Here is a 14,618-nt window from a genome sequence, read left to right as displayed (position 1 = left end):
TTTGACACTAGATCTAACTTATTTCACTTGATGATTTGTGGTTATAATTGACAAAAAATAATTGCAAAATGATTGATACAATGCAGAGCGAATTAAACGTACATTTTACATATAATTATAAACAACCTGAAGAATACCATTTCAGCCTCGATTCAATCCACCTTGCGAAATTTGTTGCAACACAGTTTAAATCCGACACTGATCTTGGCTCACTGAGAATATTAGATCTCTGTGCAGGCTGTGGAGTCATTGGAATCGAACTATCATGGCACCTTCAAGCAATCCGACAGATTGATTTTATTGAAGTCCAGGATATTTATACTGAATATTTTCATCAAAACATCGCTACCGTCAATCGACCTGAATTACAACTTCGATGGCATCTTTTAAATTATGATGCATTACATGAAAGGAAATGGGAAGGAAAATTTGATTTAACTATCAGTAATCCGCCCTATTTCCAACCAGGCCATGGAGTGCTTTCTCCTTCCCAATTTAAAAATCGTTGTAGATTTTATTTGGATAGTTCATTTGAGAGTTATATTCGCGCGCTAGAAAATTCACTTGCGAACAATGGTAAAGCTTATTTTTTATTACGCTCGTTAAAACATCATGGTCTTGATTTATTTTCTGATATACAAAAAATCCTAAAGGATACATCAGCAACAGCAAAAATAATATCTCATATCCGTGGTTCGGATATTGTTTTATTAGAAAAACTGGAATGAATCCTCACCAGTGTAAGTCGTGCCCTAACTGAATCGACACTTGTTTCTAAATTACCGGGCCAATTTGATTAATGCTTGGGTTTATTCTCTTCTGCCTCAGGATTTGTAGCCTCATGTGCTTCTCTATTTGTTTGAGATAAATGCAATCCATCGGTAAAATCCAAATAGCCTGCAATGTGTTGGGCCAAGTCTTTGGGTAGCGCATATTGCTTAAACAATCCCATAAGAGCATTTGGGGTTAAATTATTTACTTTTTCTTCTTCTTTAATTAGAAAATCTTTTATTTCCTGACTTGATGCTAAATCAATCGGTTTCGCGGTATAACCTTGAACAAAATTTCTTTCAACTGAATTCAAGTGAATGTAAAACGGAAATTTTAATAGTGCCCTCTTTTGTATCTTAGAAAGGGTTTCAAAAAGTTGCTTAATATGATCTAAACCACCGGTTTCAATCGATTCAATATAGCCTTCAACGGTTGTTCTCTTTAGTCTAAAAGGTTCAATAAATATGGGTAGACTTATAAGTTCACCTTTAGAATAATTATAAGTAACTTCATCTGCAAAATATTCACCAGCATTTAAAGCAATAATTTCGCCAAGTGATTTTGGAATTTCAATTACTGGTCTGCTGCTCAATAAATGTGGAAGTGGCTTTTCACAAAAACCATTTTTTTTAATATAAATACCAAAATCAAGATTCGTTGACTTAGTGATTTTCACACTCATAATCCAAGGATATTGGCCATTTTCTTTGCCAAGTGAAAAAATAAACGTGCCAACCTCTTTACCTTTCAAAGCATTTTTGATTTGCTCTTCATTAAGCTTCAATTGTTTCCATGTCAACGATAATAAAGAACATCCTGGTAGTTTGTCTTTTCCTTTTACTGCCTCAATTTGATTAAAAGGAATCCAATAGCGCATTGAAAGACTATTTACCATAGTCTTCAAATCTTTATAGATGCCCTGGTGATTTTGCAATATAAGAGTCCTGTCATCAGCTGGATTTTGGGTCACTAAAAAATGAGCGACTTTGATTTGATTATCTCTCCCTCTAACCACGATACTCAATGCAGCAATTGCATCTTTTTGACTACTGGGACGCAATATAAAAGTTCTAAAAGGCATGTTGCTGAGTCGTTTTTCAGCTTCCATTCGATCAATATCATAGTAACATGGGGGATAACTCAAGTATTTCTCTTGCATAAATAATACCCGATTTATTTGTTTTAAATAGTATATTAGTCGGTTTATTATAAATCGAATTGGATAATTAACCATCGTAAATAATGGTGATTTAAAGTCTCAGAGGAGTAAAATATGAATCAATAGAGTGCGTTTACACTTAGATCGGAAATTAATATGAAGTTCAGATTCAGGAAAAATTAAGTACTTAGGATCAGCTAGATCAGTGTATTTCATTGAAAGTCACTTCAAAAAAAGGGTGCTTAATTTGAAGGTTTTAAAAGCTCCATCAGAACGAACTGACAGAGCTTTCTAAAAGTTACTAGCAGTCTTAAGCCATTGCTGCAGCTTTCTTTTCTTTCTCTTTGGCAATCACTGCTTCAGCTACATTGTTTGGACAAGGAGCATAGTGAGAGAATTCCATTGAGAATTGACCACGACCAGAGGTAAGAGTACGCAATGTGCTGATATAACCAAACATCTCTGAAAGAGGAACATCAGCCTTAATGCGGACGCCAGCTGCACTGGGTTCTTGGCCTGAGATCATTCCACGACGACGGTTCAAGTCACCAATCACATTACCAACATCTTCTTCAGTACTGTAAACGTCAACCTTCATGATGGGTTCAAGCAATTGTGGACCAGCTTTTGGTATTGATTGACGAAAAGCACCCTTCGCCGCGATTTCAAATGCGATTGCTGATGAGTCAACGGCATGGTAAGCACCATCGGTCAGGTTCACAACAACATCTAACACCGGGAAGCCTGCTAAAGTACCAGAGTCCATCATTGAACGGAACCCTTTCTCGATTGCAGGGAAGAATTCCTTAGGAACGTTTCCACCGACAACAGATGTGATGAAAGTGAACCCAGTATTTGGTTCTCCAGGCTGAATGGTGTAATCAATTTTACCGTATTGACCAGCACCACCTGATTGCTTCTTGTGAGTATAGCTGTCTTGAATCGATTTGGTTATGGTTTCACGGTAAGCAACCTGAGGTTGGCCTACAATCAATTCAACGTCATAGGTACGCTTCAGAATATCCACTTTAATATCAAGATGTAATTCACCCATACCACGAAGAATAGTTTCACCTGAATCTTGATCAGTTTCCACTCTAAACGTTGGATCCTCTGCTACCATCTTACCAATAGCAATCGCCATTTTCTCAGTAGCGCCTTTATCTTTTGGAGTAACCGCGATAGAGATAACTGGCTCAGGGAAAACCATCGCTTCAAGTGTACATTCATGATTAGGATCGCAAAGAGTATGGCCGGTTCGAACGTTTTTCATACCTACAATCGCTATAATGTCACCTGCTTCAGCACTTTGTAATTCATGACGCTCATTCGCTTGCATCTCAACCATACGTCCAACCCGCTCAGTTTTACCGGTAAAGGAGTTGAGAATTGTATCCCCTTTATTTAGTCTTCCTGAATAAATACGTACGAATGTTAGAGCACCAAAACGGTCATCCATAATTTTAAATGCCAAAGCGCGGAATGGTTCATCAGGAGAAACGATAGCGTATTGGCCATTTGGTTCACCTTCAGCATTAGTCAAAGGTTGTGGATTAACTTCATGGGGAGCAGGCAAATAGTCAACCACTGCATCCAATAATAGCTGCATCCCTTTGTTTTTAAAAGCAGAACCGCAATAAGTTGGGAAGAAGGCTAATTCAAGTGTTCCTTTACGGATACAACGTTTAATTTCTTCAATTGAAGGTTCCTCACCTTCTAAATAAGCCATCAACAGCTCATCATCCATTTCAAGTGCCGATTCAATTAATTGCGCACGATACGCTTCAACATCGTCTTTCATATCGGCTGGTACATCAGTAACTTTGAAATTTTCTGGCTGCCCAGATTCGTCCCAAACATATGCCTGACGTGTTAATAAATCGACCACGCCTACGAAGCTATCTTCAAAGCCAATCGGCAAAGTCATGATTAAAGGATGGGCACCCAATACTTTTTTAATTTGCTCAGTTACTCTCAGGAAGTTCGCACCAATACGGTCAAGTTTATTAACGAAAATCAAACGAGATACTTTTGAGTTGTTCGCATAGCGCCAGTTGGTTTCTGACTGAGGTTCAACGCCGCCAGAGCCACAGAATACCCCGATACCGCCGTCGAGTACCTTCAGTGAACGATATACTTCTACAGTGAAGTCAACGTGTCCTGGGGTGTCGATTACGTTGAAACGATGACCTTTCCAGAAGCAACTTACTGCTGCGGATTGGATGGTAATACCGCGCTCGGCTTCCTGTTCCATGAAATCGGTTGTTGATTCACCATCATGAACCTCACCTATTTTGTGGATTTTACCAGTGAGCTTAAGAATACGCTCGGTAGTGGTGGTTTTTCCGGCATCTACGTGGGCGAAGATACCAATATTTCTATAAAGGTTTAAATCAGTCATAGCGCTCTTATTAAGTTAATGGATAAAAATTTGTCACATATTGTACAGTATTTTATCCGGATTTGCAGCAAAAACTTATTCCATTAATCATTTTTTTATGATTATTTCGAGCTAATTCTGTTGATGTCTCTCTCTATTTAGATGATTTGTGTGTATTTTATGCGCTATAGTATAAACAATACATAATTGCAGAGAGTGCTATGGTAGAGATTATTAATCTTAATAAAAAGAGAAAGGCTAAAATTCGTTTGGAAAAAGAAAAGAAAGCTTCTGAAAATCGTATTAAATTCGGAAGAACAAAAAAGGAAAAGCAGATAGAAAAGCTGGAAAATGAACGTAATGAACGCCATCTGGATGGTCACAAGTTGGAAAAAGAGGAGAAACAATAAAATTGTTTGCCTATCTAAGAATGCTCTCACTCAAGCCCGGAACGCTCATATTCTTGTGCTTTACTCCATTCTAAATAGTTCCCTTTTACTTGCTGAAATTGAATGGCTGCCTCCTCGACACTCACGTGATAGAAATTCTTCTGTATCAATATTGGGTGTTACCATTTCATCACTTGAAATATTGTGTGTAAATTCCAAGATTTTATCCATTTACTTTTCTACTCGTAAATACTCATCTACAAGTTCTCTTATGGAGTAACCTGGAATTATGTTTGAATTAAGAATTAAAAGAGGTAAAAGATTTTCACGCATTAATAAAAATTGGGATAAAAGCACGGACTAGGTACGGCCTCTCCCATCCTGAAATGGATGATGTAGTACAGTATGCTTTAAATAAGTAAATATTGCAGTCAACTTATCTTGTTTTGATTCTGCATGTTCTAATGCTTCTTCTAATTGCTCAATATGTTCTTTACAAACTGCATCTAAAAATTGACTGAGTCACTTTCATTTTTCTCGAGAAGTATATTAATAATAGAGCCATCCTTTAAGTTGTTCCATATTAGATCAGCTAACAAATAAGTATCCTCAGCAAGAAAACTTGAAATGTATTTATTACTGTCCTTAGTTTGTATCGATAAATCCACGCCAGACGCCCCATTTTTTTCTCTGCTGATTTTAGGTAATCGATCGTCTGGATTAATCCCTCGAATGAATCAAATTAAGTATTCATTTTCCATGAAGCACCCGTACTGCGAAATTCACCTGGAGTTTGAGCCAGCATGTTCCTCACCCCAAAAGTACAAATTTTATGTAACCCTTTAATGAACTCCAGTGTAAAGGTTTAATCAGATAATAAATTTTTTACAACCAGGCAAAATCCTTTGGTAACATTTAATTCATTTTCAGGAAAACGACTAAAAAAATGTTTTAATGCACTTTCTCGAGATGTCATGGAATCTTTCATCCTAAAAAATTTATAATGCATCATACTCAATCATTTTAAATGTAATTACCGTGATTACAGAACACTTTGATTAATTATCAATCAATAATATTTCCTTGTAAAAGAATAATAAGACTCTAATCTAGCAACCCAACGTGGTCAAAATTAGACCATACACTGTTCGTACACTATAATTACTCAAAAGATATTAATAACTTCATCCGAGGTAAAAAAAGGTAAAAATTGATATAGGAAAAATTATGGGTTATGAAAAAGATATTAAAGTAGCCACACAGTCTGAGCAGTTAATCGCTCAGATTGGCGATTATAAACCTTTATCCTCAAGCGATTCTGATATGAATCAAAGGGAAATAGATAGTCATTTTGTAGCCGATCGTCTCTCAGGAGAAAGTGCAGCAAAGCTTTATGAAGGAATTATTAAATATAAACTCAAGTATGCACAAGAAGTTGAGAAATATAAGAGAGACCACGGAATTACAAGTGATGAGGATAAAGAAAAAGCCAATGATCGTACGTTCTTTAGAAAACAATTTATAAAATTGGTTGCAGAGAAAAATGCATCCAAAGATGGCCAATTTAGCGGAGACCCTGCAGTTCGGGAGACAAATCCTGAAAAGGCAACTATTTCAATGGAGAGTTTTCTCGGTAAAGAAGGTTCTGAGTTGTATAAACTGGCCTTAGAAGAGGAGATGAACAGCAATGAATACATGAATGCAGTTTTCCGAGCCTCTACCACCCATTTTGAAGGAGAGAGATGGAAGCAACGCCCAGTTGTTATTGTTGCAGGTCCTTCTGGTAGTGGAAAGTCATTTGCTGCTAAAGCAGCTGTAGAGAAATCAACAGAACTTCTTCCAAAATATGCAGGTGACCAATCTGGAAATGATGTAGTATCTGTTGACGGTGGTGTCATTCGCGAAGTCTCTCAAATGAGAAAATTAGTAATTCAGGCTGCAAATAATAAAGGATATACGGGTATTTCTAATTTACACTCAAAAAGCAGCATCCTGGAAGATGTAAAAGATAGAATGCGGGAAGCTGTTTTCGTAACAGCACCACCTGATAGTGGTTTGCCATTACTTGGTGTTGTCATTCCTGAAACGTTCTCATCTAATCTTAATCCAGTAAGAGGTCCAAAATTACTTAAAGACATTGAAAAATTACCCAATACAAAGCCAATATTTTGTCGTGTAGATGGTGAAGATTCCACTTTATTTCCAAAAGTTGTTACTTATATGGGAACAAGAAGAGCGTTGAAAACATCAGACTTTCCCAAAAATGACGATCCAGAGCAGCCTCTACCTCTTGATTTAAATAATACGAACATTCCTGAATCGAAAGCCTATGGTAAAAAGGGATTTGGTTTCGGACAATTTGGATCAAAAGCAGCGGAGAAATGGTTTAAAAAACATAGTCGAGAAAGCTTAACCATGCTGATTACTAATGATCTAGTGCTTAAAAAAGAACATGAAGATTCTCATAACTGGATTGATGCAAATCCCAATGATAAGGGGGCCGTTTTAGTGTCAAAGCGTGTCTTCGACTCATGGAAAAAAGGACACGAAATTTTTAATCCAGGGGATCCAAAAGCCGTGCCATTAAAAGATTTTATTGAAAAGTTTAAGTTTGGCTCCCTAATAAAAACTTCAGCAGAGATCGATTTAGCCATAGCAAAAAAAGAAATTGCGATACGAAGGTCGATAGTTGCTTATGATCTGGAAAAAGCCCCTGCAAAATATGGGGCTCAGCATCGTGAAGTAGCAAAATTAAAAGAAAAGCTGGAACACCTAGATATTGTTTTGAAGAATCTTGAGATTGTTGATACAAGGGATAAAGAAAGTATAGATCAGTTGCAGCAACAAATAATTAGTGTAATTGATGAAATGAAAAAAAATCATGAGATTGCATATTTTAGCAAAACAAAAAAGACATTAAAACATGCAGTTAAAGCCTTAGGTAAATTATCTGATGAATTAAACGATGCGGATAAAACCAGCCAAATTCAACAAGGTTTCAGAGATAAATTGCAAGAGCTTAGATCGTCATCCCCTGCCCCGGAAGCGGAAAAGGAGCATACCGTTACAGAGCCAAGTATTCGTAATAATGCAAATCCTTAATCATACATATCCAGTATCTCCGCGCGATACGTTCTATAGAACATCTCAATAAATCAATTTTGCATTGGTTTACCTGGCTTAATAAACTCTAAATTAACAGAACCCATAACTTATTATTTAAAGAGGTTCGACAACCTAAAGTAACATTTATCATTTATATTCAGCCTTAGTTGGTTCAGCCTTAGTTGATCCAGCTTCAGCTAGGTCAGCTTTACCTTGGTGATAAGATTGTTTAATGATATCTGGTGCTTTATCGGCTAAAGTACCATCTTTCTTCAACCACCCCAATTTGACACAAACAGCTCTACTTCTATTATTTTTTTGTGACGCATGTTCCAGAATTTCAGATAATTGTTCCGTACCTATAATAGAGCTCTTTCTTCTACCTTTGAACCACTCGTTCTGACGAAGATTCTGATGTTCTCGATGAAAGTCTTGCTCAAACCCTTTTGGGTCCGTACACTCAATTTTTTGCTTACGTAATCTTTCTTTTAAACTTTCTGTGGTAGGACTGGGAGGACTGGGAGGACTCCATGTCATACTTGGTATATATCCCTGTGACTCTTTCTTCTGTTGTATGGCACGCCGTGCTACGTCAAGATGTCTTGATGGAAAATCATTGGTGTCAGACCTACTTAGTATACCTTTATCTACTTCCCGACAGGGAATAATGCATCTGTGCGGATGATTAACAGGTAACTCTCTCATCTTCCTTTGCGATGCGTCATGTGCCAATTCCGGATAAATCATGTTTTGCGGGGGATATTTAGTTTCTAACGCCTTTTGTAAATCACGAATGCGGTCAGCGTTCATATTACCTTTTGTTATTTCAAGTACGTCTTCTGGTTTATAATCGGTATCATCATAAGACTTCCAGCCACCTGTAGTTAACCGCAAACGGACAGCGTCTTTTTCTATAAAATCTTTTTTATTCCAATCGTAAGCACGGGATTCAACAGTTAAGACGCCTACTTCTCTACTCTTGCGTATTAGCCATAAATCATTACTATTAGACATTATTCTATACTGCTCATCTTTCTCCAGGTGCTCAAAATATACGGAAAGCAAAGCTTGAGCCTCTTCATGAGTCATTTCATCAAAGATATCAAAATTAAATTGTGGTGTTGTTAACTGTACTTGAGTATACATCTGTCTAGCCCCTACTGGCGTGAGTCACTGGATATATAACAAGTATATATCTATATGATCAGTATTTGCTCATTTGATTAAAATAATACGCGTGAATAATCAAAAAAACAGCGCGTTCAATTCCATTTAAGATGGATGAGCAATCAAAACAACGGGGACATGATGAACAACAGCGCCTGGTTTACCACCATAAACACAGTTTATCCGCGATGAGTGAGGCTAAAGAATACATGGAGTGTCTTTTTATTGCCCAAACAAGTCGAGCCTAATGATTCCTTAGGTAAAGCCATAAAATACATGCTGAAGCATTGGGAGAAACTCACCAGTTTTCTACAAATTTCGTATGCACCCATCCACAACGACATGGAACGAGGGTTTAAAATCCCTATTCAGAGATTGTCCATTTAACTGGGTCACTTGGTAATCTTCCATTCAGTCGCTTAAAAAAATTAATTAAAAATAGCGCCGATACAACTTTAAGTAAGTCCCATCATTTTCTAATTCAAGAAGATATTTGTTAATTGTACCAATGAGAGCCTGATGATTCGTATTGGCCATAATCCCATATCCTGTTCCCATTGGAGCACCAACTGGTCTAAGTTGATCGCTGCTATTAGCAACCCAATATTCAACTATGTCACTATCGAACAAGGCTACATCGACGTCATCGTTATTAAGTGCCTGTAACACCTCATCTATCGTATTATATTCCTGCACTTGAGTTGTATCGCCAAATTGCGATGCGACCCATGCCTTGAAAATAGTTCCCTTTTCTATTCCAACTGTCTTTCCCTGAATATCATTAATTGCTTTAACTGAACTCGATATTTTGGTTACATATTGTCCACCACCGATAAGATAAGGCAAACTGAAAAGATAATTTTTCTCTCTATCCGGAGTAATCGCAATTGCTCCTATGGCTAAGTCTATTTGGCCATTTTCTACTTCTTTAAATAAGTCCTTGAAAGTAATATTTGTGAAATGACAGTCGAGTTGCGCACGTTGACATATTTCCTTCATGAGATCGATTTCAAAACCATAGAATTGGGTTTTATCTTTTAATGGGATTTTAAAAGGCGGACTAGAGTCTGATGTGCCAATGAGAACTGGATGCGCAAACAAATGAAAAGAGCATAAGAGGCAAGCTATAAATAAATTTAGGCGCATAAGATTTCCTTATCCATTTACTGTTCATTTTAGACCAATTTTAACTCACCTAAATTTTGAGAAAGAACGGTGGATTCTTCTGCGCTCTTATCATTCATCGTTTTAATTTAAATTTTGAAATCAAAACCTATTAATTGCTCGTTTAATTTGAGTACAATTGTTCAGGAGTATTCCAGTTATTCCAAATAAAAACAAAATTGCATGGGCTATAATTTGATCAAATAGTAGAGACTTGCCATGACTCAGTTTTCTAAAATGAAAATGTATACAGGTTGGTTTGCTAATGCTTATCATCCTTTTTTTGATGAATCTCCAATTTATAATTGGGGTTACATGTATTATGATTTAAATGGAAACTATTTCCAAATCATGTCTGAGCAACATTTATTAACAGATTTTTTTCATAATGAGCTCTACGCAGCACAAATACTAAGAGATATTGAAATATTAGATCATGAATATTATGTCTCAAGCATTGTTAGCGATAATTTACTCGATGATAAACTGAAGGGAATTGTTACTGCTCGAGGTTATACTTTTTTTTATGATTTTATAAAAAGAAATCATACCCCTAATCAATTTTCCACAGAAATAATTACTCTTGCCTCTACTTCTGATCCGATTAAATCTAATAATTTTATATTAAATAATTTAGGGATTTTAGATAAGGTTTGTGAAGACATAGCGAATAAATGTCGTAAACTCTTAACTAGAGAAAATTTATTAATCTTGCCCAAGGACTTCACGATAAAAGCGAATGAAACGTTTGCTAATAGAAAGGTCTCGCCGCTAAATTTACACAATAAAATCTTAAATTATGCGAATAAATCGCAAACGATATCTGAATTTTTTGATAAGACCTTTGATTTCACTCAGTTACCATTTAGTTTTTTAGCATGTAAGAATCTTACTAATAAGGAGAAAGAAATCATTTATCTATATTATTATGGATTTAGCTTGCCTCGCATAGCAAGCATATTGGAAATTTCAAAACGTACGGTTGACAAGAATTTTGAACATATTAGAAATAAACTCCAATGTGAAAATAGCAGTCAAATTATTCCTGCCTTATTAAGGTTTGATAAATCGATTATGTCTTCCACTAAGAAGTCATAGACTTAATTTTGCTTATAGCCAAACGGTTTTGGAATACCTCTAATCCTCCTCACCCACTAGTTTATATATAGAGGAACACGGCAGAGAGGAAGTTTATGGTGTTGCGAAACTTCTAATCGAAAAAGGAGCTCTCTTAAACCTAAAAACGAGAGGACTAAAAATACAGAAGCTCTAGATTTAACTTTGTTATATCGAGTATGGTTACCAAGAGGAAAAGACCGTCACTGTTCTTCTTATTCTTCGCCTGCTGAGCATCCTAAAAATACAGCAAAGCTTTCATCAGAAAATAAAATTGAAAACACTATTTAACGATTTATTCTTCCTTCGTAACTCCCCACGTCATCCCGAACCCGAGCGCAGCGAGGGTGAGGGATCTCCTGTCAGGTGGAACAATTTTTAAAGAATCGATTGATACAAATCATCCCACTCTGGGTTCAATGCATTAATCAAATCATGAACAGCAATACCTTTGACACCATCAATCAAGGATTTTCGCTTTGGTGACACATGGTAATAAGTGCAATCAGGTGTTGATAGCGTATGCATCCATTGTGTTTTCCCACCCACACGAAAACCTGTTTCATCCAGATTCTTCACGGGTGCTTTTTGAGCAAATGCCAGGACCTTCGTTTCAAAAAGTTCCAATTGCTCATAGGCCATTTTGTTAAATGGAGCAATGGAAGCCGTCGTTATCGGCAGGTTATACATATCCCTAAACATCTGCTGAATCCGATCCTCTGGTATCAAGTGCTGGTTTTGATAGCACACAATCCATGCCTTTATGACCCTTATGACCGCCGCTTTTATGCTTGCCATTTTCACGCAATGAAGTAGTGCGTGGTGGTTTCACTGGATGGTGGTTTTGAGCTGTTGCTGCTGTTCTTGTTTAAACGTTTTTCCAGCTCTGCTATCCTGGCCGCCTGTTGCGTCACTCTCTTTTCTAGTTCCGCAATCCTAGCCAATAGTGTGCTGATGATTTGTTCGTAGTATTTCATGCAGCTATTTGATCACAACCACATAATTTTTCAAATGTTTTTTTACATGACTGTATCCGAGTTACACCGCAGGAGATCCCTCACCCTCGCTGCGCTCGGGTTCGGGATGACGTGGGGAGTTACCTTCCTTCAGTAAAATGGCTATTTCTTCAACAGCCATTTTCTCAGATCTGAGAAAGAATTGCCTAGGTTGTTCATGCTAGAACATAACTCACTACTGATGCACGTTAGAAAAAAAAGAGCCCAAAAAATTAACCACGTTACAACAAATAAATTAGAATAAAACCTCTCTGTTTCCATTCGTCTAACTATAATTTAATATTGGAGAAGCATTTCTCATCTAATGGAGATATGATGAAAATTTCCAGGAATATGATGAATAAGGCCATTGAGGCTAAAATTATCACAGAAAAACAAGCCAATGATTTAATTGAATTCATAAAAAACCTACCCGAACAAAGCCCAGGGTTTAATCTAACGAATGTTCTTTATTATTTTGGTGGGCTCATAGCTATAGGTGCAATGACATTATTCATGAATTTAGGATGGGAACTGTATGGAGGCTGGGGGATCTTGTTTCTCTCGGTGTCCTATTCGATTCTCGGTATTGCACTTACTCACAAGCTACATGATATGGGTTATAAAATACCCGCTGGAATATGTGCCACATTTGTAATCTGTCTTACTCCGCTGGCTATCTACGGACTTCAACAAGGAATGGGTTGGTGGCCACCTGATAATACGGTGTATCATGACTATCATGTCTATGTTAAATGGAACTGGATCTTCATGGAACTAGGGACGCTTATCGTGGGAATAATAATGGCCTGGATCTATCGCTATCCGTTTATGATTATGCCCATTGCAGTTACTCTTTGGTACATGTCTATGGATCTTACCTCTATGATTGCTCCTGATACATATACGTATGAACTAAGTGCTATGGTTTCTATGTATTTTGGAATAATTACCGTATTAATTGCTTTTTGGGTAGATATTCGATCAAGTCATTCTGCAGACTATAGCTTCTGGCTCTATATATTCGGAGTTATTGCTTTTTGGGGGGGATTGAGCACACAACATTCAGATAGTGAGCTTTCTAAATTTATATACTTATGCATCAATTTATTAATGATCTTGATTGGAGTCATTTTAAATAGAAAAGTATTTGTTCTATTTGGTGCTTTAGGTTCTTGTTGTTACTTGGGATATTTAGCATTCCGTGTATTTAACCTCAGTTACTTATTCCCTGTCGCTTTGACGGCTATTGGCTTTACTATTATTTATTTAGGCATCATTTGGCAAAAGAATGAAGCACAAATAACACATAAAATTCGCTCGATATTACCCAAACCGTTACAGGATTTATTACAGTCTAGAGATCAAATGGAATAAGCGGGTTATTTCTTTATTGGCAAATAATCCTTCTGTTTCTATTTATTTTGTCAAATCCAAATAATGTCTATACTTAGTACATGGTGACATAAAAAATACACACTCTATTTTAATCAATTGTGCTGTTTGAAGTATTTTTTATTTATCCGGAGTGTAGGTATGAGTATTGGGAAACAGTTCCTCGGTTTTTTTAAAACAAAACCACCGGTTATTAGTAAATTAGCATCAACAATAGACCATGATGTACCCTACTATAGAATTCATGGTACTTTTCCTGATAATGGTTTACCAATAAGAGGTAATTTCGACAGAGTAACTATTGAGGCACTAGCCAATTACATTTCAGGAAAGAAACCACTTATTACCTATGGCGGAACTGTTGCTCTCGATGTTTTATTCACAGGCTTTTTAAAAGATAAAGAAATTGAAAATGGCATGAGTGGACTCATCGTCGGAGTAGCAGAGAGAGTAATAGAGTTATCTTCTCTATACGAGCCTCTAGTAGATCATTTTATAGATTTAAATCCAGCTATATCACCAAAGAAAGTTTCTAGTATTGTAAAAAGACAAGAAGCAATTATCGAGCGTTTGCCTGAGGAACGTATTATTGCTTACATAACAGATTTAAAGGATTTTCAAAAAGGAGAGGTTGTAAAAAATCATTTTGCAGAGGTGAACTCCCTATTACCCCCTGCTGTGACAATACATGAGTTACAAGATTCAGACTTTATTCGTGATTTATGGGAGGATGTAATTGCCTGTAGAGATACATTAAAAAATGAATATTAGATAACCGCTTATCTAGTCTAAAATATATTTTACGCATTCCTCTTTTAGATAATCAAAACATCATAAAGACATTTTCTGTAACTCCCCGCGTCATCCCGAACCCGAGCGCCTCGAGGGTGAGGGATCTCCTGCGGTGTATCTCGGATACAGTCATATAAAAAAACATTTCAAAAATTATGTGGTTGTGATCAAATAGCTGCATGAAA

Annotated in this window: 15 protein-coding genes; 8 read left to right on the top strand and 7 right to left on the bottom strand. The window is 36.7% G+C overall.

Features of this window, described 5'->3' with window-relative positions:
* The first annotated feature begins 68 nt into the window (after positions 1 to 68).
* Positions 69 to 728, top strand: coding sequence for a methyltransferase (locus BW930_RS03680; protein WP_058469446.1), 660 nt, complete (start codon positions 69 to 71; stop codon positions 726 to 728).
* A 68-nt stretch (positions 729 to 796) separates the two neighbouring features.
* Here the strand turns inward: BW930_RS03680 and BW930_RS03675 are convergent, their stop codons facing one another.
* Both BW930_RS03675 and fusA read right to left on the bottom strand, forming a co-directional pair.
* The gene (locus BW930_RS03675; protein WP_058469445.1) at positions 797 to 1,930 is read right to left on the bottom strand and encodes an SH2 domain-containing protein; all 1,134 of its coding nucleotides are present in this window, start codon (positions 1,928 to 1,930) and stop codon (positions 797 to 799) included.
* A 310-nt stretch (positions 1,931 to 2,240) separates the two neighbouring features.
* Entirely contained in the window at positions 2,241 to 4,331 is a 2,091-nt protein-coding gene (fusA, locus tag BW930_RS03670; protein ID WP_058469444.1) for an elongation factor G, read from the bottom strand.
* A gap of 200 nt (positions 4,332 to 4,531) precedes the next feature.
* Between fusA and BW930_RS03665 the strand changes: the two genes are divergently transcribed.
* Entirely contained in the window at positions 4,532 to 4,720 is a 189-nt protein-coding gene (locus BW930_RS03665; protein ID WP_058469443.1) for a DUF4169 family protein, read from the top strand.
* A gap of 60 nt (positions 4,721 to 4,780) precedes the next feature.
* On the opposite strand, the gene BW930_RS17105 is transcribed toward BW930_RS03665, so the two are convergent.
* On the bottom strand, positions 4,781 to 4,930 hold the full coding sequence (locus BW930_RS17105) for a hypothetical protein (protein ID WP_154668507.1): 150 nt from the start codon (positions 4,928 to 4,930) through the stop codon (positions 4,781 to 4,783).
* A 996-nt stretch (positions 4,931 to 5,926) separates the two neighbouring features.
* On the opposite strand from BW930_RS17105, the gene BW930_RS03660 reads away from it, so the two are divergent.
* A complete protein-coding gene (locus tag BW930_RS03660) occupies positions 5,927 to 7,801 on the top strand; it encodes a hypothetical protein (RefSeq protein ID WP_058469442.1) in 1,875 nt (624 codons plus the stop codon).
* 150 nt (positions 7,802 to 7,951) lie between these two features.
* Here BW930_RS03660 and BW930_RS03655 read toward each other — a convergent pair whose 3' ends face one another.
* The gene (locus BW930_RS03655) at positions 7,952 to 8,950 is read right to left on the bottom strand and encodes a hypothetical protein (protein WP_058469441.1); all 999 of its coding nucleotides are present in this window, start codon (positions 8,948 to 8,950) and stop codon (positions 7,952 to 7,954) included.
* A 131-nt stretch (positions 8,951 to 9,081) separates the two neighbouring features.
* Here BW930_RS03655 and BW930_RS17100 point away from each other — a divergent pair, with 131 nt between their 5' ends.
* Both BW930_RS17100 and BW930_RS17485 read left to right on the top strand, forming a co-directional pair.
* Positions 9,082 to 9,219, top strand: coding sequence for a hypothetical protein (locus BW930_RS17100; protein ID WP_162263009.1), 138 nt, complete (start codon positions 9,082 to 9,084; stop codon positions 9,217 to 9,219).
* A gap of 28 nt (positions 9,220 to 9,247) precedes the next feature.
* Positions 9,248 to 9,358, top strand: a complete 111-nt coding sequence (locus tag BW930_RS17485) for a hypothetical protein (RefSeq protein ID WP_349267172.1) — start codon at positions 9,248 to 9,250, stop codon at positions 9,356 to 9,358.
* Between the two features lie 45 nt (positions 9,359 to 9,403).
* Here BW930_RS17485 and BW930_RS03650 read toward each other — a convergent pair whose 3' ends face one another.
* Positions 9,404 to 10,018 carry a transporter substrate-binding domain-containing protein gene (locus BW930_RS03650; protein WP_432416329.1) on the bottom strand — a complete coding sequence of 205 codons (615 nt, stop codon included), beginning with the start codon at positions 10,016 to 10,018 and terminating at the stop codon, positions 9,404 to 9,406.
* A gap of 336 nt (positions 10,019 to 10,354) precedes the next feature.
* Here BW930_RS03650 and BW930_RS03645 point away from each other — a divergent pair, with 336 nt between their 5' ends.
* Positions 10,355 to 11,233, top strand: a complete 879-nt coding sequence (locus BW930_RS03645) for a helix-turn-helix transcriptional regulator (protein WP_058469439.1) — start codon at positions 10,355 to 10,357, stop codon at positions 11,231 to 11,233.
* Positions 11,234 to 11,629: 396 nt separating this feature from the next.
* Here BW930_RS03645 and BW930_RS03640 read toward each other — a convergent pair whose 3' ends face one another.
* Together BW930_RS03640 and BW930_RS17095 are read right to left on the bottom strand one after the other, a co-directional pair.
* The gene (locus BW930_RS03640) at positions 11,630 to 12,049 is read right to left on the bottom strand and encodes an IS66 family transposase (RefSeq protein WP_076547476.1); all 420 of its coding nucleotides are present in this window, start codon (positions 12,047 to 12,049) and stop codon (positions 11,630 to 11,632) included.
* Between the two features lie 2 nt (positions 12,050 to 12,051).
* Complete coding sequence (locus BW930_RS17095) at positions 12,052 to 12,228, bottom strand: DUF6444 domain-containing protein (RefSeq protein WP_172461581.1); 177 nt, start codon at positions 12,226 to 12,228, stop codon at positions 12,052 to 12,054.
* A 354-nt stretch (positions 12,229 to 12,582) separates the two neighbouring features.
* On the opposite strand from BW930_RS17095, the gene BW930_RS03635 reads away from it, so the two are divergent.
* The gene (locus tag BW930_RS03635; protein WP_058468069.1) at positions 12,583 to 13,623 is read left to right on the top strand and encodes a hypothetical protein; all 1,041 of its coding nucleotides are present in this window, start codon (positions 12,583 to 12,585) and stop codon (positions 13,621 to 13,623) included.
* A 159-nt stretch (positions 13,624 to 13,782) separates the two neighbouring features.
* Positions 13,783 to 14,412 (top strand): hypothetical protein, encoded by a 630-nt coding sequence (locus tag BW930_RS03630; protein ID WP_058468070.1) that lies wholly within the window; start codon positions 13,783 to 13,785, stop codon positions 14,410 to 14,412.
* The last annotated feature ends 206 nt before the right edge of the window (positions 14,413 to 14,618 follow it).

This window comes from Fluoribacter gormanii (assembly GCF_900156395.1).
Classification (GTDB): domain Bacteria; phylum Pseudomonadota; class Gammaproteobacteria; order Legionellales; family Legionellaceae; genus Legionella; species Legionella gormanii.
The sequence above is the reverse complement of the archived record's forward strand: the minus strand, read 5'-3'. Positions and strand labels throughout refer to the sequence as shown.

Coding starts and splice junctions, on each gene's coding strand:
- BW930_RS03665 (WP_058469443.1), top strand. CDS start 4,532: ATGGTAGAGATTATTAATCTTAATAAAAAGAGAAAGGCTAAAATTCGT.
- BW930_RS03635 (WP_058468069.1), top strand. CDS start 12,583: ATGAAAATTTCCAGGAATATGATGAATAAGGCCATTGAGGCTAAAATT.
- BW930_RS03640 (WP_076547476.1), bottom strand. CDS start 12,049: ATGGCAAGCATAAAAGCGGCGGTCATAAGGGTCATAAAGGCATGGATT.
- BW930_RS17100 (WP_162263009.1), top strand. CDS start 9,082: ATGGATGAGCAATCAAAACAACGGGGACATGATGAACAACAGCGCCTG.
- BW930_RS17095 (WP_172461581.1), bottom strand. CDS start 12,228: ATGAAATACTACGAACAAATCATCAGCACACTATTGGCTAGGATTGCG.
- BW930_RS03680 (WP_058469446.1), top strand. CDS start 69: ATGATTGATACAATGCAGAGCGAATTAAACGTACATTTTACATATAAT.
- BW930_RS03645 (WP_058469439.1), top strand. CDS start 10,355: ATGACTCAGTTTTCTAAAATGAAAATGTATACAGGTTGGTTTGCTAAT.
- BW930_RS17105 (WP_154668507.1), bottom strand. CDS start 4,930: ATGGATAAAATCTTGGAATTTACACACAATATTTCAAGTGATGAAATG.
- BW930_RS03660 (WP_058469442.1), top strand. CDS start 5,927: ATGGGTTATGAAAAAGATATTAAAGTAGCCACACAGTCTGAGCAGTTA.
- BW930_RS17485 (WP_349267172.1), top strand. CDS start 9,248: ATGCTGAAGCATTGGGAGAAACTCACCAGTTTTCTACAAATTTCGTAT.
- BW930_RS03630 (WP_058468070.1), top strand. CDS start 13,783: ATGAGTATTGGGAAACAGTTCCTCGGTTTTTTTAAAACAAAACCACCG.
- BW930_RS03655 (WP_058469441.1), bottom strand. CDS start 8,950: ATGTATACTCAAGTACAGTTAACAACACCACAATTTAATTTTGATATC.
- fusA (WP_058469444.1), bottom strand. CDS start 4,331: ATGACTGATTTAAACCTTTATAGAAATATTGGTATCTTCGCCCACGTA.
- BW930_RS03675 (WP_058469445.1), bottom strand. CDS start 1,930: ATGCAAGAGAAATACTTGAGTTATCCCCCATGTTACTATGATATTGAT.